Annotated in this window: 15 protein-coding genes; 3 read left to right on the top strand and 12 right to left on the bottom strand. The window is 39.2% G+C overall.

Going from position 1 to position 21,576, the window contains the following annotated elements; all coding sequences use genetic code 11:
• Window positions 1-11: 11 nt before the first annotated feature.
• The 10 genes from HS960_RS23845 to HS960_RS23800 all read right to left on the bottom strand — a co-directional run bounded on the left by HS960_RS23845 (window position 12) and on the right by HS960_RS23800 (window position 15,103).
• Entirely contained in the window at window positions 12-839 is an 828-nt protein-coding gene (locus HS960_RS23845; protein WP_075994214.1) for an energy transducer TonB, read from the bottom strand.
• A 58-nt stretch (window positions 840-897) separates the two neighbouring features.
• Window positions 898-1,308: an ExbD/TolR family protein gene (locus HS960_RS23840; protein ID WP_046672748.1), complete on the bottom strand. Its 411-nt coding sequence runs from the start codon at window positions 1,306-1,308 to the stop codon at window positions 898-900.
• On the bottom strand, window positions 1,308-2,015 hold the full coding sequence (locus HS960_RS23835) for a MotA/TolQ/ExbB proton channel family protein (protein ID WP_046672749.1): 708 nt from the start codon (window positions 2,013-2,015) through the stop codon (window positions 1,308-1,310). The genes HS960_RS23840 and HS960_RS23835 overlap by 1 nt, the downstream gene beginning before the upstream one ends.
• 25 nt (window positions 2,016-2,040) lie before the next feature.
• Window positions 2,041-3,486, bottom strand: coding sequence for an HU domain-containing protein (locus HS960_RS23830; protein WP_182330758.1), 1,446 nt, complete (start codon window positions 3,484-3,486; stop codon window positions 2,041-2,043).
• A gap of 40 nt (window positions 3,487-3,526) precedes the next feature.
• Window positions 3,527-5,269, bottom strand: a complete 1,743-nt coding sequence (locus tag HS960_RS23825; protein WP_182330757.1) for a porin family protein — start codon at window positions 5,267-5,269, stop codon at window positions 3,527-3,529.
• A gap of 6 nt (window positions 5,270-5,275) precedes the next feature.
• Window positions 5,276-8,314, bottom strand: coding sequence for a tetratricopeptide repeat protein (locus HS960_RS23820; RefSeq protein ID WP_182330756.1), 3,039 nt, complete (start codon window positions 8,312-8,314; stop codon window positions 5,276-5,278).
• A 381-nt stretch (window positions 8,315-8,695) separates the two neighbouring features.
• Window positions 8,696-9,634 carry an aspartate carbamoyltransferase catalytic subunit gene (locus HS960_RS23815; RefSeq protein ID WP_046672752.1) on the bottom strand — a complete coding sequence of 313 codons (939 nt, stop codon included), beginning with the start codon at window positions 9,632-9,634 and terminating at the stop codon, window positions 8,696-8,698.
• Between the two features lie 96 nt (window positions 9,635-9,730).
• Window positions 9,731-10,294 (bottom strand): bifunctional pyr operon transcriptional regulator/uracil phosphoribosyltransferase PyrR, encoded by a 564-nt coding sequence (gene pyrR, locus HS960_RS23810; RefSeq protein WP_075994219.1) that lies wholly within the window; start codon window positions 10,292-10,294, stop codon window positions 9,731-9,733.
• Between the two features lie 246 nt (window positions 10,295-10,540).
• Window positions 10,541-11,941, bottom strand: a complete 1,401-nt coding sequence (locus HS960_RS23805; protein WP_227550148.1) for an APC family permease — start codon at window positions 11,939-11,941, stop codon at window positions 10,541-10,543.
• A 150-nt stretch (window positions 11,942-12,091) separates the two neighbouring features.
• Window positions 12,092-15,103, bottom strand: a complete 3,012-nt coding sequence (locus HS960_RS23800; protein ID WP_182330755.1) for a glycosyltransferase family 117 protein — start codon at window positions 15,101-15,103, stop codon at window positions 12,092-12,094.
• A gap of 802 nt (window positions 15,104-15,905) precedes the next feature.
• On the opposite strand from HS960_RS23800, the gene HS960_RS23795 reads away from it, so the two are divergent.
• The 3 genes from HS960_RS23795 to pth all read left to right on the top strand — a co-directional run bounded on the left by HS960_RS23795 (window position 15,906) and on the right by pth (window position 18,614).
• The gene (locus HS960_RS23795; protein WP_153845656.1) at window positions 15,906-16,862 is read left to right on the top strand and encodes a ribose-phosphate pyrophosphokinase; all 957 of its coding nucleotides are present in this window, start codon (window positions 15,906-15,908) and stop codon (window positions 16,860-16,862) included.
• 509 nt (window positions 16,863-17,371) lie between these two features.
• Window positions 17,372-17,968 (top strand): 50S ribosomal protein L25/general stress protein Ctc, encoded by a 597-nt coding sequence (locus HS960_RS23790; protein WP_153845657.1) that lies wholly within the window; start codon window positions 17,372-17,374, stop codon window positions 17,966-17,968.
• 82 nt (window positions 17,969-18,050) lie between these two features.
• Window positions 18,051-18,614, top strand: coding sequence for an aminoacyl-tRNA hydrolase (pth, locus tag HS960_RS23785; RefSeq protein WP_182330754.1), 564 nt, complete (start codon window positions 18,051-18,053; stop codon window positions 18,612-18,614).
• A 110-nt stretch (window positions 18,615-18,724) separates the two neighbouring features.
• On the opposite strand, the gene HS960_RS23780 is transcribed toward pth, so the two are convergent.
• Together HS960_RS23780 and HS960_RS23775 are read right to left on the bottom strand one after the other, a co-directional pair.
• Entirely contained in the window at window positions 18,725-21,046 is a 2,322-nt protein-coding gene (locus HS960_RS23780) for a M56 family metallopeptidase (RefSeq protein ID WP_182330753.1), read from the bottom strand.
• Window positions 21,047-21,050: 4 nt separating this feature from the next.
• Window positions 21,051-21,413: a BlaI/MecI/CopY family transcriptional regulator gene (locus HS960_RS23775; RefSeq protein ID WP_075994224.1), complete on the bottom strand. Its 363-nt coding sequence runs from the start codon at window positions 21,411-21,413 to the stop codon at window positions 21,051-21,053.
• Between the last annotated feature and the right edge of the window lie 163 nt (window positions 21,414-21,576).

Raw genomic sequence — 21,576 nt, 5'->3', positions numbered from 1 at the left:
GTGAATGATTTTTATCTTAATCTAAAATTGAATACAATCCGTCCTGTTTGGGAGTCAGGAGCATTTGGCAATTGGTTTAGCCTAGCGCCACGTACAGCACGCTCACATTTCTCCAACAAGGATGGATCGGTAATCGTCGTTCCTTTTACACCAGCACGCGCATAGGTGATAACCCCTTGCTTGTTCACTCTAAACTCCACAGCAACCTTTCCTGCTTGCTGTCCATTATCGTCGATACTTGGCCGTTGCGTAAAACTTCGGTTTTCAATAGACAACATCATGTTACCGTTTCCAGATCCACCTTCGCCGTAGTTACTTGCTAAAGGATCACCCAGTTTGGAACCCTGATTTCCAGGAGTTGTCCCTGTACCATCACCAGCCCCAGTACCGTTATTTTTATTGCCTTTAAAAAGCGCTTTGGCATTGGCCTGTGGTGCCACTTCTTTTACAGCTTTGGTTGTTTCCGGTGCTTTTGAAACGACCTTCTTTTCAGTTTTTGTTACCGCAGGGGCATCTTCTAAATCCTGTGTGACAACCGCTTTCTCCGCAACTTGCTGCGTTGGAGTTGGGGTAGGTGTTTCAACAGGATCAATACGGTCGGGCCGTTCATTATTGGCGTTGGGATCCACCGATGGTTCCTCAACACTCATATAGTCATCTCCCATTCCCTCAGGTGAAGTACCGTAATTGACGATCATTCCCCCCATTCCATATTCATCAGGTGCCTGAGCTTTAAAAACAACAAAAAATCCAATCAAGAGCAACGATGCCATGACCAAAGTCGATATCCCCAATGCTTTGGGGAAATTATTTTCTTCATGTTGAAGGTGATATCTCATCGCATTAATCTCCTATATTAATAGCTGACCAATAAACTTAAAAAAAGTTTAATTGTTCCTATTTATCTTTTTTTGGTTCTGTTGCCAATACCACTTTAATCTTCAATCGATTAGCTACATCCATTACAGAAATAACATTTTGAATGGGAACTGTATTATCGACATAGAGCATAATTGTCACTTCCTCACCCGCAGCCATTTGCGATTGAATTGCAGCTTCCAATCCTTCAATGGGCACTGGAGTTTTGTCAATAAAATAGCCCAAATCTTTTGTAATCGATACCGTGACGGTCTTTTTAGCAACAGATTGTTCTCCCGCACTTGACTTTGGTAACAATAGCTTCACCACTTGCGGATTAGAAACTGCAGAAGCCAACAGGAAGAACAACATCAAGAAAAACATGATGTCATTCAGCGCTGAAGTATGTACTTCCGCAGATGGTTTATTTTTTCTACTTCGTAAGTTCATTATCTTCCGGGTTCATCCAATAAATCAATAAATTCTACTGCATCCGTTTCCATACGTAAAATCAATCGCTCCACCATCATATTCAAGATATGGTAGCCCAAATAAGCTAAGATACCCACCGCAAGACCTGATGCAGAAGACACCATTTTTACATATAGACCCCCAGATACAGAAGCAATATCAATACCACCAGCTAATTCCACGTCGTGGAAAATCTTAATTACTCCAAAGATCGTACCTACGAAACCAAGCATCGGGGCAATACCAGCAATAATACCCAAAATATTGATATTCTTTTCTAACTTGGCAACTTCCAATTTACCCACGTTTTCGATCGCTCCTTCAATATCTTTAATCGGTCTGCCGACACGCAATAAGCCTTTTTGCAACATACGTCCCAAAGCTGAGTTACTTGAACGAACTACAGCTAATGCCGAATCCAGGTTTCCGGACAAAACATTTGCTTTTACTTGCGACATTAAGCTGTTATCATATTTTGCGGCACGACGAATGGTCAAATAACGCTCAAAAAAGATAACCAATCCAATAAAGAACAACAGTAGGATTGGAACCATGATCCATCCCCCTTTGATCATCATATCGATCAAACTCATGTTTTCTGTAGGCGCAGCAGCAGGTAATGGTTGTTGTGCAGCTTGATTAAACGAATCCACAGCAGCCCGTGCTGTATCTTGTACTAATGACATAATTATTAACAGTTTTATATAGTTTCTATAATGTTTCTACCCAAGCACCTTCAATCTTTTTCTCTACAGATTTCTTAGCGAGGTCTGCCTCCGATTTTGTCATGTAGGTGTTTAAGATGATTTTCTTTCTATTTTTTTTAAACTTTCCCTCTACAGCACGTGCTGTTTTGTAGCCCATTTCCCGAAGGCGCTTGGCTTCCTGCTCTGCTTGTGCCATTGTCTTTGCAGAACCTATTACCAATTGATATCTGGGTTGAGCAACAGGAATAGACTCTTTGATCACAGGATTTGCTTCCAAAACCGGAGGTTTTGAAGCCGCATTGGTTGCTGGTACAGTTGTTGTCTTTTTAACAGAATCTGTCACAGTGCGATTAGCCAATGAATCAACTTTCTTCAAACTATCGGCTTGCAACTTATTGGACAATGTATCGGCAGGTATGATCGGCTTTTGTTGAATAAGGGTATCTGCCGCTTTTACAACAGGTTTGGTCGACCCAAATAATGAATCCTTCAACGCAGGATTGGTGTAAACGACCGCAACAGCAACCATTGCCAGCACAATAATTCCAGTCATCCAATACCAGATCGCATTTGAATTACGCGGCTCTTCCTCATAGATATTTGGGGCGTATGTTGAATTAGCGTTAGCCGACGCAATAGCACCGATTTCTCTTTTTGAAGTGTTTTCTTCTTGAGGTGCAGATAGATGGCTATCAGTTATTACAGGTGCATCTACAAGTTCAGACAGCTCAGTTTCCTCTTTCTTTATCGACGATTCTTCAACTTCAAGATCGGTACGATCACTTGTCGGTTGTGTCTCCGGAGAAAGCTCCTCTGCTACTAGACCCGTTACCACAAGCGGTTGATCTGCAGATTCCACTTCTTCTTTGACCTCTTCAACCTCGATCGTTTCGTCTTGATCTGCCGTATCCGGCAAAGACTCCTCGGCAGGCTCCACGTTATGATCGGCTTCCACCATCGGATCTTCTTCTACAACAGGGTCTTCTGCAACAGCTAAGGTCGTAAGTTCTTCTTCTTTGGCTTCTTCCAAAGAAGAAACAACTGTTTCAATCTCTGGTGCAACAAGATTTGTAACCGGCTGGAAATCGAATCCCGACAAGTCCAAGGGTTTGAAGACTAAACTTGCACCATAACTAATCAATAAGCCAAGATCATCGAGTTTAGCCTGTCCAAACTGACCTAAATCAGCTCTTAGGTTATCAACAGCCTCCGATAAGATCTGTTGCGCCTGATTGAGGCCCAAGTTTTCCTGTTGTTGGATATAATGAACAATATTAAATCCATGTTGAGCAGAATAGTCCAGCTCAACATAAGAAATCGGGGGCAAAAACACATTATTCTGTTTATCGAACTGAGCCGGAGAATGAATTCGTTTGAACACACCTATTCCGGGCACGTATACTTCCGCATAACGTTTTAATAAACTATTGATGTTTTTGCCTAGATTCATCGCGCACTATTTTAAGATGCAAATTTATAATCTTAATTCGTTAAAACGAATAATTAAGACCACCAATTACATTAAAGCCCAATCTTGGGTAATACATATAACGTTCGTATTCTTTTCCGAAGATATTATTTGCTTTGACAAAAATACCAAATTGCTTTTTGATTCGGTACTCTGCGCCTGCATTAAGATCAGCAAACGAAGCTATTGTTGCCTTATGTCCACTGTTGTCAACACGACTGCCATCTGCGTTATAATCATAAATATACGCATAGGTGTTTCCTTGTGTAGAAAGTTCAGCATCTACGAAAAATTTATCGGAAATATTGAAGCGTGCATTAGCCTGCATACGGAATTTTGGCAATCCCCATGCTTCTTCCTCATCACTCAATTTATAATCGTCTATATACACTTTTCCACCCAGATTAACCAGTTGTGAAAGACGTACATTGATTTCTCCTTCCAATCCCATATGTTTAGCTTTATTGATCACGCCATCATAAACGACATCAAAAGCCCAAGGAACATAACCATTTTGACTATCGCCAAATGCACTATTTTTAAATAAAGGCAATCCCTCAATCTGTTTGTAGAATACCTTTACTTTATAACCAAATGTTGCGCCAGCATTTCCTTTTAAACCCGCATAAACATTCATTTTCTCAATCGAGTTTATCATTTTAGCGTTCGGAGCCAAATACGGATTTTCTTTAGCGAAACTACGGAAAGAAGCTTGTTTCACTCCCCCATTAATTCCGGCAAACAAAGAGATATATTCAGGTGCCAAAGCAAAATCAGCCTCTACGGATGGGAAAATATTGAATCTTGAGCTATCGCCAAATTCAGAAGTTAAATTCGCACCCAAGGTTACGTTATAGTTGTCGCCCTTAAAACGAATATATGGATTGATGACCGCCAAATGATTTTTTACCTCAGCACTATCTTTCACATTATTCATTGTCACGCTCAAATTCGCACCAACATTGAATGCACTTAGGCGCTTGTTCAAATAACCGGATAATGCGATGGAATTTTCTTTGGCTTTATAAGCGTCTTTAAACAAATAACCATCAACTTTTGCGGAATAGCTTAAGGCTTGCTCATTTTTTGGATCCACATTACTTGATAGCTCTCCATTCAAATAGATATCTGTAAAGGTCTGTTTATCCGGAGTCGTATTCAACAAGGTTGTTCCCGATTGATCAAAAGTCTGGCCATAGAAGTTTGTGCCATAACGATTGTATCCGATGGTACCTTTAACGGTTACCGCATCCAATACACGGCGACCAAAGATACCGATATCCTGTGTACTGAACTTTTGTCCGTCAATATTACCCTTTTGGCTCAAATGTTTCGCAAATAAACCAAACCGTGTGTTTTCAAACTGTTCAGAAGCTAAATAAGCCTCCCCCAATATACTGTTATAGTTACCGATACCAAATTTGACATAGTTGCTACTATGTTCAAAAGGTTGTGCAAAAGGAATCTCCTGTACATTCAATTGTTTCAAACCGGTATTAATATCCAATTTCTTGTCCAAAATATTGTTGTAGGACAATTTGGGCTGGTATTCCCTTTTATTGGTCATATCTGGACTACGGCGGATTTTCACAGCATCCGCAAGAATTGGCTTGTAATCACGAACAACATCAAAAGAATCGATAGTGACCGGTTTCTCAGGATCATTCTTCTTGCCTGTTTCCTGTGCAAAAGAATTCAATCCCACGCCCATCAAAAGCGCTGCTAAAGTATATTTCTTCACGTTTCTATTTTGCAACTTCTTCATTGTATCCTATTTCTTTTTGTTGTTCAATTTATTTAGACGTTCTTTTGCTGCTGGCAAAATATCATCTTTCGCATCATAGTTATCCACAATCGATTCAAGTGTAGCTTTCGCCTGGAAAGAATCTCCTTTACCTGCATAAGCATCAGCCATGGTAATAAAGCTTTTCGCCACCCAATATTCGTACGAAGAGAAATTATCGGATAGATCCATTGCTGTTTTGATACAAGCATCGTATTGTTTATTTTCCAATTGTAGTACCGCAACATTGTATTTTGCTTCGGCACCGTATACTGTACGGCTCTTCAATGCAGCTAAACTGAATTCTTTCATTGCCTCAGTTTTCTTATTCTGCTTCACATAGCATTTACCGGCATACAAGAATGCATTTGCGATCTCCTCTTCCGAAGATTTTTCGTAATTCTTAACAGCGTTGGTGTAATTTAATGCTTCTTTATAATCCCCAATTTGGAAATAAGAGACCATTAGGTTATTTATTGCGAAACCATAGTTAGCCTTGTATTCAGAAGTAAGCTCCAGCTTTTTCAACAACTGTGTTGCTTCGTTATATTTCTTTTGTTTCAAATACAAATTTGACACCGAAATCAACGTGCGTTCCGTATAAGGAGATGTCCAGTCATTCAAGATAATATTATAATCATGTAGTGCATCTTCTGTATTGCCCAAAGCTGCGTTACTTTCAGCACGAACAAAACGCGCATATTTCTCTTGATTTGGTTTCGGGAATTTATCGAAATACGCATTTACAGCTTCCACCGCCCCTTGGTAATTTCCTCTCGAGAATAGGGTTGTGGCAGTCGAGAATGAACGTGAGTCTTGTTCAGATTTCGACGCATCCCCTAAGTTTGTTCCAGTTGCATATTTGATATACCCTGTTGCATCGCCTTTGTCCAAATAGATGTTCTCAATTGACCGCATGGCCTGTCTTGCTTCATCTGTTGATCCATATTGGTCGACTACACGTTGGAAAGTTGCCAATGCAGCATCATTGTTATCTTGATTATACTGAACTAGACCAATCGTCACCAAAGCACGTGGCACATAACTGCTGCGCGGATATTTTTCAACCATTGTTTGAAGGCCAGCAATTGCCTGATCACTTTCTCCCATCAAGAAACGTGTGTAAGGAATCTCAAACGCAATATCATCAGCATAATTAGAACTCGGGAATTGTGCAATAACAGCATTCAATGTTGAAATTTTACCATTGTTATCCCTTTGTAAACCTTGAATAATACCACGCTGGAATAACGCGTAATCCTGACTAGGCGCTTTAGAAGAGATCAACTTATTGTATTCTGTTAATGCTCTGCCGTAGTTTTTCGAAGAGAAATAAGAATCACCTAAGCGTGCAATTGCATCATTACGTGTATTCATTTCTATTCCTTTCGAACCACCAGACGCTAAGAAACGCTCGAAGTAATTTGCCGCCGTGCTGTAGTTACCATTACGGAAAGCCGCATAGGCTAACGCATAATTGGCATACCCATACACATCAGTTTTACTAGCTCCCGGCAAGCGTAGGAATTTATTGAAATTTGTAACCGCTTCACCGTATTTACGCACTTCGTACATTGCTTCCGCTTTCCAATAGGTGGCTAAAGCGTAAATTTCCTCGTCATAGCGAAACTCTTCAGAGCGCATGAATAGGGAAATTGCATTTTCAAAAGCACGCTCATTATAATACTCCAAACCTCTATAGTAGGTCACCTTTTGATAAGCTGCGTTTGCTTCTTTTCCACGTTTAGGGATAGATTCCAAAATATCAACTGCCTCACGGTAGTTTTTTGTACTCAACAATACTTCAGCAAGCAAAGTTTTTGCTTCCTCTAAGCGTTTCGATTTTGGGTACGTTTTCAGGTATTCTTGTGTCGAAGCCAAAGCCACTTGGTGGAATTCCAATTCATACGAAAGCTTAGCATAGTTGAATAAGCCTTCTTCTTGCATTGCTGGATCAAAATCCAATTTCGAAGCACGGAAAAATGCGTTACGCGCAGATTGCTTATTGCCTTTCTTCAAGAAAGCATCCCCTAGAGTAATCATCGCAGATTGATAATATGCGTCAGGATCAGTCATTTTTTCCAATTCAGTGATCGCTTTATCGTAATCCTTCAATTTGTAAGCGATGTAACCGATTTGGTAGCTATCCTGATTATTCTGCGTCTTACCTTGGTCTTGTGCCTGGAATTTATCGTAATACTCTTTTGATGTTTTTAAATCACCTTTGATAAAGTATGTTGCCGCTATAATACGGAACATCTCTGTTTCATTTTCTTGTTTTGTTCGCGACAAAATTGGCAACGCATAATCCAACACATCGTCGTAGCGTTTATCCAAGAAATACAAAGCAGTAATATAATAAGGGTAACTATTTTCGAATTGTTTAGATCCATTTAGGCGCTCAAATTCATTCAACGCCGTTTTATACTCGGCGTCTAAGTAAGAAAGATACGCGTAATAATAGATTGAAGCTTCCTGAAATTCAGTTTTCTGATCTTTCAATCCTTCAAATAATGGTTTCGCCGTTTTATAATCCTTTGTCATAAAGGAAGCATATCCATATTTAAAGCGATATTCTACATTTTCTTTACCTGCTAAATTTTTGCTGTCGATCTTGTTAAACCACTCTAAGGCCTTAACATAATCTTTTTTAGCATAATAGGATTTACCGATTTGAAAATAAGCTGCTTTAGCATTTGCACTGACAGGGAAATCTTTAATGTATTTCAGAAAACGGTTTTCGGCATCGGATTCGCCCAATTCCAGTGCGCAAACCGCTTGATAATACCGTACGTTCTCTTTCAACAAAGACAGTTCCTCTGTTTCGTCCAATTGCAAGTTGGATTTTGTCCGCAAAGCTTCAACACGGTCAAATTGGGCTGAAGCAGAACTAAATTTTCCGCGTTCATACAATTCCATCCCTGTTTTGTACGCCTTGTTGATTTGTTGCCATTCTGTCTGTTGCGCTAATGCTGGCGTCGCCATAACGGTTAATGCAACTCCCACCTGGTAAATCTTCTTATACATAATATGTGAAACCTTAATATGTTATTTATCTGCAAATGTAAATGAATCTCCCTCCAAACCGTGATAAATTCGCATTTCAAAGCAAATTTATCGAAAGCCTCTCTGCCATTAAAGGCTTTAAGATAGCCCCAAATTTATTGAAAATCAATTCAAATCTCCACTTCTCAGGGAGATAGTTTTATTCATTTTACTAAATTATACTTTAATTGAGCTATTTTACACAAAAGTTATTAACATCTGTGAATAACCCCGTATTATAACGGAAATTTTGCACAAAAAATATGCCCGACAAAAAATAAAGTCAGGCATACTATTGTTGCATTTGAAAACAGTGCTATTTAGTCTCATACGTACATTAACGCACGTCAAAACCAATTTCGACTATCCGCGTTGCCCTGCTAATAGATACAAGACAGCCATGCGCACAGCAACACCATTTTCAACCTGATCCAAAATAATTGAATGTTCGCTATCCGCGACATCCGATGTGATTTCGACCCCCCGATTGATTGGCCCGGGGTGCATAATTGTGATTGGCTTCTCTAAAGAATCCAAAATCTCTTTATTCAATCCATATAGCATGGAATATTCCCTTAAGGAAGGGAAATAGGCAATATCCTGACGCTCCAATTGAATCCGTAACATATTTGCAACATCACACCAGTTCAACGCTTTTCGCAAATCATGCTCTACTTTTACACCCAATGATGTAATATGTTTAGGAATTAGTGTGGTCGGACCACAAACCATCACTTCTGCACCTTGCTTTTGAAGACATAAGATATTCGACAAGGCAACGCGTGAATGCGTAATATCCCCAACGATAGCTACTTTACGACCAGCTACATCACCATAGCGTTCACGGATCGAAAATGAATCAAGTAAAGCTTGTGTAGGGTGTTCATGTGCTCCGTCACCTGCATTGACAATTTGTGCATCAACATGTTTACTTAGAAATACCCCAGCTCCGGCGTATGGATGTCTCATCACAATCATATCAACCTTCATTGCAAGAATATTGTTCACCGTATCGATGAGTGTCTCACCCTTACTTACTGAAGATGAGGATGCCGCAAAATTCACGATATCCGCAGAAAGTCTCTTTTCAGCAAGTTCAAAGGATAGACGTGTCCGTGTCGAATTTTCAAAAAACACGTTGGCAATCGTAATATCCCGTAACGACGGAACCTTTTTGATTGGTCTATTTAATACCTCTTTGAAATTACTTGCTGTATCCAGGATCAATTGGATATCATTCTCATTTAGATCTTTGATCCCCAATAAATGGCGGGTACTTAATTGTTCTGCTACAGATGACATTTTATAGTATATTCAAATATTTACTAATCATTTTTTATTGAAAGTGCCTGTTTCCAAAGGTCACCAATAACCTCTAGTATCGTCATGACACCGCTATTAATCGCTAGCTGACGTCTTCTTTTCTGTAATCAAGATAATACTATCCTGATCCTCTGATTCTTTCCAGTTAACAATTACTTTTTGTGAATCAATAGAATCTACCTGTATTCCGATATAATCAGGCTGAATAGGGATCTGTCTAGAGAAGCGGCGATCGACCAAAACAAGCAATTCTATTCTTCTTGCACGGCCAAATGCCTGTACAGCATCCATTGCCGCACGAATAGTACGTCCTGTCCATAAGACATCATCTATAAAGATGACCTCTTTACCTTCTACAATAAAATTGATATTTGTGCTATTTGCTAAGATTGGACCAGTATTCCCTTTCGTACGGAAGTCATCGCGATAAAAGGTAATATCCAAATCGCCAACTAAAATCTCTTTTCCGATCATTTGTTCAAGCTCTTTGACGATACGTCTCGCTAAGAAAGTTCCTCGGGGTTGAATACCTATGACGACAGCATTTGAAAAATCACCGTGATTCTCAATCAATTGACGACATAGTCTTTGAATTGTGATTTGAAATTTTGGTCCGTCTAATAAAATCGACTGTTTCATTATGGGAATGTTTGAGCAAAGCTACACTTTTTTTAACAAAAACGAAGCCATGAAGGGCAATTAATTTCAATATTTGCACCCAACTGGCACAATAACAAAAAGTGATTTAAACAAAGAATATCTTCCTTTCAGGGAAATTTACAAACCAATTATTCTAGCACATTAACAGATTTTGAAGTTATATACAATACGAATTGCCAATCATTTACAGCAAATTCCCTGAAATCGAAATGCTATAGGTAGAGACTATTCATCTAGCTTGGCACGTTTATTATTCCGTGCAAAAAAATACACCGGTACACCGATTAATACAAGTATAAAGCCGGGCCAGGTATATTGTGGCTTATAGATAATTAATAATACACAAAATACGGTACCTATCAACAGGTACAAGATTGGTGTAATCGGAAAGAGGAAGGTTTTATAAGAACGTTCCAAATCGGGTCTCCGGATACGCTGAATAATAACACCTAGCACTGTGACCATATAAAATATGACAATAACAAAAGATATCATATCCAGTAAATTGCCATATTGTCCGCTCAGGCAAAGTAAGGAAGCCCAGATTCCCTGAAGCCATAACGATCGCGCGGGCACATCATATTTGTTATTGGGAATCGCCTGCTTCAGAAACAATCCATCTTTTGCCATGGTCTGAAAAACACGCGCTCCGGACAGTGCAAGTCCATTAACACAACCAAAGGTCGAGATCATGACCAAAATCGCCATCGCTACCGTGCCACTATGTCCCAATATTTTTTCAGCCGCCGCTATGGCAACACGATCATTTGCCGCAAAAGCAATTTCCTCTCTATTTAATGCCGCCAGGTAAATGTAATTACAACTTATATAGAGCAACATCACCAAGCTAGTTCCGATAACCAATGCCCGAACAACATTACGCTGCGGATTGACGATCTCACCGGAAACAAACGTTACATTTTCCCAGGCCACACTACTAAATACAGAACCTACCATGGCAGCAGCTAATGCCCCCATCAGTACGCCTCCTGAGATCTGCGACCAGCCTGCTCCTTTCAAATTTTGAAAAGAGTCCCAGCCATAAGCCATATTTTCTGAAAAATGATTTTCTTTAATCAAGAAAAGGCCACCTAAAATCAGTAAAATCAGCGCAATGATTTTTGCTGAAGTAAAGAAAGATTGAACAGCTTTCCCACTCTTGATCCCTCTTGTATTAATAAAAGTAAGGAGAATAATAACACCCATAGCAACAATCTGTATCCAGGTAATCTTAAACTCTCCACGCTGAAATAGCGGTGTTGCATCATTTAGCTGCGGAATAAGGTAGGCTGTAAACTTACCAAAGGCAACAGCTACAGCTGCTATCGTTCCCGTTTGAATGACAGTAAATAAGCTCCAGCCATATAAAAAGCCGATTGGCTTCCCAAATATTTCTGTCAGATAGGTATATTGCCCGCCAGCCTTTGGATACATAGACGACAACTCGCCATAGCAGATTGCCGCCGCAACAGTTGCTAATGCGGTCAATAACCAAACTATCGCCAACCAATATCCGGATCCCAGCTGCCGCATCATATCACTCGATACAATAAAAATACCGCTTCCGATCATCGATCCCATGACCAGCATAACTGCATCCCACAATTTTAATTGACGTTTCATCATAACTTAAGGTTGGTTTTATATGGCGTTAAGCTAAGAAAAAATAATCAAAAAAAATGCTGCCCTTTCCTACATCGCATCAAAAAGTGTTTTTCCTTTTCGAATACCTGTAGTAAAGGGCAGCTCCTTCGGTTAAAATGATGTCTCTAATTGTTACTCAACACCATATTGTTGTTTATACGATTTTTCTAAATCGGTCACTTGCTGTAGCAATTGTTTTTCCGAGGTAGAGGCTAAAATACTCTTATAGGCACCCAAAGCACGCAAAGCTGTTCCAATATTGGAATATTCAAGTTCTGGCTTCGTTTGGGCAATATCCTGATACCAACGCATATTTTGGGTCATAAACTTCAAGTTACGGTTTACAATCTCATTCGCACGCTTCGTTTCACCAGTTTCATACAACACATTGACAATTGGAATATAGCCTAAAATATCACGCATCAAATAAACACGTTTTGGCATTTTCTCAAAGGTTTCAACAGCGATTTTACGCGCCTCATCCTTATGACCTTCCATCATCAACTGTGTCGCTGTACCACCCATTACAGTATTTGTAATCATGGTAATCATGCGGTAAGATTCAGGATCCAGGTAAGAAGCATGTGCCATATTACCCCATTGGTATTTCGTAGTAATGTCTTTGTAAGCAGACTGTGTATCAACCAATGTACCTTCTGCTCCGGCAGGAGTTGCAATTGGCATCAAGCGCAGCGCAAAGCCCTCTTGTACTAAATATTTATCTAAACCAAGGTAGTTATCATTTGGAACTGTTGCCGCAAAATAAATTGGACGTTTCCAATCGTTATTCAATAACACATTTAAGATAGATAATTCAGCTCTAGAAATATAATTTCTATTGTAGGTCCAGCTCATGGTATCGACAATAGATTCTTGCCAAGCTTTAGGAACGACATTATTTTTCAGAACAGATTCTTTATTCACTGGAAGGCTAAAGTTTTTGGTTGGCAGGAAGTTTTCAAACTTACCACCTCTCAATTCCAATTTGTTCTTCTGGTCGTCAGACAATAAAATCTGCATGATCAAATCCAGATCCACATGTCCTGGAACTTTCATATCCTGATAATAAAGCACTTCGCGAACACCTTTCTTGAACTTTTCATCATCGATATTGATCGGTAAACCATCTGCCTGATTCACTTTTTGTTTCATCTGGCGCATATACCAGTCCGAACTCAACAAACTTAAGTTTACGACACGTACATCCGGACGATAATTTTCGACTTCCTGAACATACCATAAAGGATAGGTATCATTATCACCGTAAGTAAATAAAATAGCATTGGGCGCACATGACGCCAAATAGTTTTTAGCAAGATCACGGGCAGTTGTTTTCTCCGAACGATCGTGATCATCCCAGTTTTGGAAGCCTAGCAATACTGGAGCTCCCAATAGACAGGCTACTGTAGCGGCACCAGCTGCAATTTTACCATCCACTTTTTTGCTCAGATAATCCGCAATAGCGAAAACACCAAGTCCGATCCAGATGGCGAAGGCATAAAAAGAACCTGCATACGCATAGTCACGTTCACGTGGTTGAAGTGGACTTTGATTTAAATATAATACAATTGCTAATCCTGTAAAGAAAAACAACAGACCCACAATTCCCGCATCGCGTTGTCTCTTTCCAAAATGCCAGAATGCGCCGATTAAACCAATGATCAAAGGCAAGAAGTAGTATTTGTTATTCGAAGGGTCAGTCTTCAAAGAATCTGGAATGGCATTTTGTCCACCAACATGCAACTGATCAACAGGTTTAGCACCTGAAATCCAGTTACCTTCGGTAAATGAACCCTGCCCTTGTTGGTCATTCTGACGACCGGCAAAATTCCACAAGAAATAACGGCCGTACATATGTCCGATCTGATAACTGAAAAAGAACTTCAAGTTATCGCCAAAAGTCGGCGACTGGCCTTCCGGGATTTTTAAGTAATCACGATAATATCCATCATGCCCATCTCGATTGCTGTAAACACGAGGGAAAAACATCGTTTTATCGTATTTATAGTCCATACCGTTCTCCACCTTGGTATACTTGTCCTTATCTTTTCGATATGTATACGTAGGTTCGGCATCAACCACTTGCGCATCAAATGTAGGTCCGTTTAAAAGAGGCTCACTTGCATATTGCTCACGTCCAAGATAACTCACAAAAGAAAACGCATTATCCGGATCACTGTTATTTAACGTAGGATTTGCCTTGGCACGCACCGTGATCATGGCAAAGGAACTATAACCAAAAATGATAAATGCTGCACTGATTAAGATCAGGTTTAGCATCGGCTTGACCTTTTTGATTGAATACCAGATCCCATATACAAAAAGAGCTACCGCTAAAATCATGAATAGGTTAAATCCAGTTCCGAAGCCCATTCCCAAGCTATTCACAAAGAACAGATCTAAATATGCTGCCGCTTTCACGGTGTATTGAATAATACCCCATAAAATCAACGCCAAAACAACGACACCGATCAAGAAAGCTTTGATCGCCCCCGATGATGTTACAGTTTTTGAACGTTTAAAATAAATCACCAAAGCAATTGCCGGAATCACCAAAAGGTTCAGTAAGTGCACCCCGATAGAAAGTCCCATCACATAGGCGATAAAGATCAACCAGCGGTCCGAACCAGCTTCATCGGCATGGTTTTCCCATTTTAGAATACCCCAAAATACGACGGCTGTACATAAAGACGACATGGCATATACTTCGGACTCTACTGCTGAGAACCAAAATGTATCCGTAAAAGCATAAGCCAGTGCACCAACAGCGCCCGAGCCGAATATTTTGATTAAATCGGTTGATGTATATGATCCATCAACACCTTTTACAACGATTTTCTTTGCTAAAGCTGTAATTGTCCAAAATAAAAACAAAATGGTCAGACCACTACATACCGCAGATCCCACGTTCATCCAGAAAGCAATTCGTGTAACATCTCCACCAGCAAGGTTTGAGAATATATTTTGAATCATTAAGAATAAAGGTGCTCCTGGCTGGTGCACAATTTGAAGTTTAAAGGCTGAAGCGATAAACTCGCCACAGTCCCACCAACTCGTCGATCGTTCGGCAGTCATGACATACGCTACAGTTGCTATTAGCGCACATATCCATCCTAAAAGATTGTTGATTTTAGTATAGTTCATAAAATGATAACTGTAAAAAGTATTATTAATACGGCTCGAAAATAAGGATAAGTTAATAAGAAATGAACTTTATTCTGATTTTTTAACACATATTAATTGAAAAAATTTCATTACGCGATCCAATATTGGCTGAAAGGAAAGCATTCGCAAAAGCACTCGTGTACTTTTGTGAGCCAACATCTCGATAAAAAAGCTTAGCGCGCATATCTTTTCAAATCAAAACAAAAATTATTTCTTTGAAAATCAGCCCTAATACACTTTTAAGTTCATTTTTATTTGCAGAAATGAGAATAGTCCGTATATTTGCATCATCAAATGTGAACGAGATCATCACGATAGCAATCACTTTTGAATTGTTTGTCCGATAGTATAAGGGTAGTACAACAGTTTTTGGTTCTGTTTGTCTTGGTTCGAATCCAGGTCGGACAACAAACAATAGAAAAGGCTTGCAAATGCAAGCCTTTTCTGCGTTATATGCAAGGCTTATTATTTATAAAAGGGTTTAGATTTTTTTAAATTTACATTTTGATTTTTAAAACAAATCTCTATCTTTGCGTCGTCAAAAAGAGAAAAACGGAAACGTTGACTTTTTAGAGACATTGTCCGATAGTATAAGGGTAGTACAACAGTTTTTGGTTCTGTTTGTCTTGGTTCGAATCCAGGTCGGACAACTTTTAAAGTTAAGCGTATATGGATTGTGAAAACAATCCATTTTTTTTAATGTTTAACTTTAAAAAACAGTAAGGGAATAAAAATATTGAATAAACGACAATACAATAACCCAACATAAATATACAAAACCATGCCTTTGCAATTCAACACGGTTAAACTATTTGCAGGTTCTGGCACTACAGAACTAGCCGAAAAAATCGCACAATCTTACGGGAAACCACTAGGAGACAAAACATTGTCACGTTTTAGCGACGGTGAGATTCAACCTTTCTACAATGAGTCAGTTCGCGGAAGCGATGTATTCATTATCCAATCTACCAACCAACCTACCGACAATCTTTTTGAATTATTATTGATGACAGATGCAGCGAAGAGAGCTTCAGCGCATTATATCACAGCGGTAGTCCCTTACTTTGGTTTCGCAAGACAAGATCGAAAAGACAAACCAAGAGTTGCTATTGGCGCAAAAATGATCGCCAATCTGTTGACTGCAGCTGGTATCCACCGTATCATGACAATGGACCTGCACGCAGCACAAATCCAAGGTTTTTTCGATATCCCTGTTGACCATTTGGATGGCTCTATCATTTTTGTTCCTTATATCAAATCGTTAAAACTTCCAAATCTAACGATTGCTTCACCAGATATGGGTGGTTCATACAGAGCACGTACCTTTGCTAAATTTTTCAATGCAGAAGTTATTATCTGTGACAAACGTCGTAAACGTGCAAACGAAATCGAATCAATGTCAATTATCGGCGATGTAACTGGTCAAGATGTGGTTTTGATCGATGATATCTGTGATACGGCTGGTACACTTTCAAAAGCAGCGGCATTGATCATGGAAAATGGTGCAAAATCTGTAAGAGCCGTTTGTACACATGCTGTGTTGTCCGGAAAGGCATATGAAACAATTGAAAACTCAGTATTGTCAGAAATGATCGTAACCGATACCATTCAATTGGATCCAGAAAAAGCAAAACAATCGACCAAAATCAAAGTATTATCAACGGCTGATTTATTTGCAAAAGCAATCACAAGTGTAAATCAACACTCTTCAATCTCTAATTTATTTGAAGTAGAGTAATCTTTGAGTTTTAGATCCTAGATATTGGACCCTGGTACAGAAAGCATTCAGCTCAACGACCAGGGTCTTTTTTTTGTATTGCGCCACCACCCCACCTTCTCCCAAAAAACAACAAACATTTAAAAGTGCACTTCCGCTTGGTTCTTATCTTTTAACCATAGGCGAATAGCCCTTTTTATCGAGTATAAGCGAGTATATAAGTTAGCAATTGATTGATACCAAATTCTACAATAACAGGGGGTTAGCAGGGGTATAACAGGGGTAAAGCCCTGCTAACCCCCTGTTATACCCCTACTAAGAGAGTCCTATTCCAGTTTTAATATAGGAAATGGTATTAATTTGGTCATACATTAGGGTAAACAAGCAGCATTGAATAAGTATAGTCATGAACACAGAAAAATTGAACACATTGAATAAGTGCCTGTTTCCGAGCTAATATCGATCGTATTTTTTTGATAATATCAGAAATTAGATTATCTTTGCACCTCAAATTTATAAAAAATTAAAAGATGAAATCAATTGCTATTAGCGGTTCTGTAAGACAGAACGTAGGGAAAAGAGATGCAAAAGAATTGCGTTACCAAGGTTTAGTACCAGCAGTACTTTACGGTGGTACAGAGCAAACAGCTCTTTCTGTATCCGCAGCTGATTTGAAACCAGTTCTTTACACTGCAGACGTAATCATTGTTGAATTAAACATTGAAGGTCAAACTAAAAGAGCTATCGTTCAAGACGCACAATTCCACCCATTAACTGACTTAGTTACTCACGTTGACTTTTTAGAATTATTTGATGACAAAGAAATATCATTAAATATTCCTATCAAATTAACAGGAACTTCACCAGGTGTAAAAATGGGGGGTAAATTAGTTCAAAAATTACGTAATTTACGCGTAAAAGCATTACCTGCAAACTTGCCGCAAGACATTGAAGTACCAATGGAATCTTTAGAAGTTGGTAAATCAGTTCGTGTAGGTCAAATTCAATTGGAAAACGCAAAAGTATTAAACAATGCTGATGATACAATCGTATCAGTAATCATGTCTCGTGCATTGCGTCAAGCTGAACAAGAAGCAGCTAAAGCAACTAAAGGTGGTAAAAAATAATCTGAACAAGATTTTTAAAATACTGCAGAAAGCACCGAAATTCGGTGCTTTTTTTGTTTATTAAAATTTCTATTTTTGCAGCATGAATTATCTTATCGTTGGATTAGGCAACATTGGCAGTGAATATGCCGATACACGGCATAATATAGGTTTTATGGTTACCGATGAACTTGTTAAACAGGTTGGCGCCAGTTTCTCCTTGCTCAAGTTGGCCTATTATAGCGAATTTAAACAAAGGGGGCACAATGTCACTGTGATTAAACCTACGACTTATATGAACTTAAGCGGCAAGGCCGTCAATTACTACATGCAACAATGCAAAGTTCCTATTCAGAATGTATTGGTGATTGTGGATGATCTGGCCATTCCATTTGGTTCGCTAAGGATGAAACCCAAAGGAAGTAGCGCCGGTCATAACGGGCTCAAATCCATTGAGCAGCTTTGCGGCGGACAGGTTTATCCGCGCTTACGTTTCGGTATTGGCGATAATTACCCAAAAGGTAGACAAGTAGATTATGTACTTGGCCCTTTTGACAAAGAGGAACAAGCTGAACTACCGGCTTTAATTGACCATTCCGTTAAAATGATCCAGAGTTTTGTCAATATCGGCATCGAGCTGACGATGACAAATTTGAATACAAAATAGTAAACGTTTCTAAAGCTCATTAATGTAGTGCCTTATATTGGTATTGATTTATAACAAAAAAGACCGATTTAAATCGGTCTTTTTTTATTTTTTACTCAGAGAACTTTACATTAGTTACTGCTTTCTGCCCGGGCCTTTTCTTTTTCAATCTCCATCTTAATCGTGCCGCTTACCTTCTCTTTTAATTTCCCATTAGCCTGCTCATCGTTTTTCTGTTCACTTGCTTTCTTCCGGGTCGTAACGATAATGACACCATCTTTGCCTGCATTTCCATACAACGCAGTCGCACTTGCATTTTTCAAAATCTCTATTGATTCAATATCCTTCGAATCAAGTTTTTCCAAACTGGTCTCCCTCTTAACCGTCCCATCAACCACAAGCAATGGCTTGACTTTTCCATCATAGCCACGAACACGAACAGATGGAAAATCAGTACCAATAGACTCATTCGCTGAATTATTCCCCAACAATCCCATTACCGCGTTAGAACTTATCCTTTTTGATTTATCCGAAAAAACATCCAGTTTCGCGTCATCTGATTTCTCACTTTTCTTATAACCAACAACAGTAACAACCTTGTCATTCTGTCCTTCGTTTTTCTTAGAACCAATCGTCGAACTAATCTTATCATCCGCTCTGTTGTCATTCTTATAGCCAACGACGGTAACAACATTATCCCCCTTTTTATCATCCTGTCCAATTGGACGCACTTTATCACTCACTTTATCCGGATTTTCACGGGCCCATTTTTTTGTCGTAATCAATATAACGCCATTCTCTGCATCTGATCCATATTTAACGGTCGCAGACGCTCCCTTTAATACCGTTATATTGTCAATTCCATCCGGCGTCAGCGCCAGCTCCTTCACCATTTTTTGATCTGCTCTCTTGCCATCAATAACATACACCACATCAGTTGACTTATCATTCGTTAGCTGATCATCACGATACGTCACCCCTATCGTAAGCCCTTTGAGTTTGGTCATATCTTTGCCAATATGAGCTCCTTCCTTCAATTTCACTTCAAGGATACCGTCTTTCCCAACATCTTCACCATACTTTTCAATAGCAGCCTTCCCCTGTAATACCGAGACTGATGCTATAGCATTTGGATCGATATCATCCACAGTAAAAGTTCTTTCCTGCACAATACCATTCATGACACAACGTAATTTTTTTTGCGCTATATCCGAATGTTGTTGCATCTCAACAGTATTGGCCAAGATTGCTCCGCCAGCAATATCAATTGAAGACTTCGTCCGATACTTGATCATATCACTATCATTCGAAAACCAGTACTTCGCCAGTTTTCCTTCAGGAATAGCCAAAAATTCTGCCTTGGAGACCAATTTATTATCCACAAAATACTTTTGATTTTTTGAGAAATCAATAGCAGATCTTTTGATTTCCCTAAAATCTCTCGCCTCCACCTGATTTGCTTTAGCCAAAGTATCCGCTAACGCAATAGAGCTCCTATTTGATTGATCTTCCTGAGATTTTAAATCAGCTGTTGGCAACTGAATAGGTAATACTGTCTCATTTGCCTTCTCAACTACCCCCTCAATACTACCCTCCGCTTTACTTACCGTAAATGCTGCTCCCGTCAATAAAAATACCGGTAAAAGAAAGGCGTATTTACTCAGCTCTATTTTCGATGATCGCTTCTTGTTCATCATCATAATACGACGTTTTAAAAGTTTAAAATTAAATTGATTACTCAACCCTACTGAAGTGCCCTTTTTGGACACATTCAATAGGCTGTATTGGTACGTCTGCTTGTCAATTCCTTTATCGAGAACCTGTTGATCAGTCAGGAACTCCAAATTTTGGCGAATGGCCCTGCGCATGAGCCAGACGAAAGGATTGTACCAACAACACACCAATATCATTTCAAACAGTAAAATATCCAGACTGTGAAGGCCTTTCACATGAATATCTTCATGCTTAAAAATATCTTTTAGTTCAGCATCAACATGCTGTCCTTTATTGACATAGATTTTATTCAAAAACGAAAATGGAACAATAGGAATAAGCACATTCCGGAATAGATAAGTCCGCCATTGATCGGACCTCGAATTCAGATGAATTCGAAATAAGCTCAATAATTGAAATACAAATTTTAATAACAATACAACAGCACCGGCCATAAACACGATTTCCACCAACCTTCCTAACGTCAGCTGCTGTTGAACCTCCGGCTCCGTAATATAAAGTGAAATCCGCTCGCCTACGACCCCAATACTCAATCCACGCTGTACAAACAAAGACTTTAAATCCAAAAACGGATACAGAAAAGCAAATAGCCCCCCTACTAAGAAGTAGGCTCTATTTAAAAAATAGAACGTCAAGCCTTTCAACAGTCCAATATATCCCAGATAGATAATACCCAACAACAGGTTGACTTGTATAATATAGGTTAGTAGACTTTCCATGCCATTAAGATTTATTATGCTTAATCATATCCATGATCTCCTTTAACTCATCGGCCGTCAGTTTTTCTTCCTGTACAAAAAAGGAAACCATCTCCTTATAGGAATTTTTGAAATAATCGCCCACAAAGGAGTTCATAAACTTGGCCTTATAATCTTCCTCACTCACCATCGGCTCGTAGCGTTTGGCATTGGCATAGCGTACTGCTTTCACAAAATCCTTACGCTCCAGATTCTTTACTGTCGAAGCCAAAGTCGTATAAGGCATCTTCTCGCCCTTTACATTATCCAAGATCTCTTTTATAAAACCTCCATTGAGGCTCCAAATGGATTGCATTGCCTGCTCTTCCTGTGCTGTTAATTTTTCCATGTCTTTATCTTCCTTTTTCTAATCTATCACTAATCTACGAATAATTCGTAAATACAAAAAATATTTTTTCGTTCCTTTTCGGATCTTCCCCAAAATAAGGCCTTCCTCAACCCTCCCAAAAAAGAAGTGGCTCATTTCTTGCGTATTTAAACTCAAATCCGAC

Origin of the sequence: Sphingobacterium paramultivorum (assembly GCF_014109745.1) — a bacterium.
GTDB lineage: Bacteria > Bacteroidota > Bacteroidia > Sphingobacteriales > Sphingobacteriaceae > Sphingobacterium > Sphingobacterium paramultivorum.
Note: the sequence above shows the minus strand (reverse complement) of the source record. Positions and strands in the feature narration are given on the sequence as shown.

What these genes read in the sequence shown, in the direction of transcription:
- HS960_RS23845 (WP_075994214.1), bottom strand. Translation starts at nt 839, where the DNA reads ATGAGATATCACCTTCAACATGAAGAAAATAATTTCCCCAAAGCATTG.
- HS960_RS23840 (WP_046672748.1), bottom strand. Translation starts at nt 1,308, where the DNA reads ATGAACTTACGAAGTAGAAAAAATAAACCATCTGCGGAAGTACATACT.
- HS960_RS23835 (WP_046672749.1), bottom strand. Translation starts at nt 2,015, where the DNA reads ATGTCATTAGTACAAGATACAGCACGGGCTGCTGTGGATTCGTTTAAT.
- HS960_RS23830 (WP_182330758.1), bottom strand. Translation starts at nt 3,486, where the DNA reads ATGAATCTAGGCAAAAACATCAATAGTTTATTAAAACGTTATGCGGAA.
- HS960_RS23825 (WP_182330757.1), bottom strand. Translation starts at nt 5,269, where the DNA reads ATGAAGAAGTTGCAAAATAGAAACGTGAAGAAATATACTTTAGCAGCG.
- HS960_RS23820 (WP_182330756.1), bottom strand. Translation starts at nt 8,314, where the DNA reads ATGTATAAGAAGATTTACCAGGTGGGAGTTGCATTAACCGTTATGGCG.
- HS960_RS23815 (WP_046672752.1), bottom strand. Translation starts at nt 9,634, where the DNA reads ATGTCATCTGTAGCAGAACAATTAAGTACCCGCCATTTATTGGGGATC.
- pyrR (WP_075994219.1), bottom strand. Translation starts at nt 10,294, where the DNA reads ATGAAACAGTCGATTTTATTAGACGGACCAAAATTTCAAATCACAATT.
- HS960_RS23805 (WP_227550148.1), bottom strand. Translation starts at nt 11,941, where the DNA reads ATGATGAAACGTCAATTAAAATTGTGGGATGCAGTTATGCTGGTCATG.
- HS960_RS23800 (WP_182330755.1), bottom strand. Translation starts at nt 15,103, where the DNA reads ATGAACTATACTAAAATCAACAATCTTTTAGGATGGATATGTGCGCTA.
- HS960_RS23795 (WP_153845656.1), top strand. Translation starts at nt 15,906, where the DNA reads ATGCCTTTGCAATTCAACACGGTTAAACTATTTGCAGGTTCTGGCACT.
- HS960_RS23790 (WP_153845657.1), top strand. Translation starts at nt 17,372, where the DNA reads ATGAAATCAATTGCTATTAGCGGTTCTGTAAGACAGAACGTAGGGAAA.
- pth (WP_182330754.1), top strand. Translation starts at nt 18,051, where the DNA reads ATGAATTATCTTATCGTTGGATTAGGCAACATTGGCAGTGAATATGCC.
- HS960_RS23780 (WP_182330753.1), bottom strand. Translation starts at nt 21,046, where the DNA reads ATGGAAAGTCTACTAACCTATATTATACAAGTCAACCTGTTGTTGGGT.
- HS960_RS23775 (WP_075994224.1), bottom strand. Translation starts at nt 21,413, where the DNA reads ATGGAAAAATTAACAGCACAGGAAGAGCAGGCAATGCAATCCATTTGG.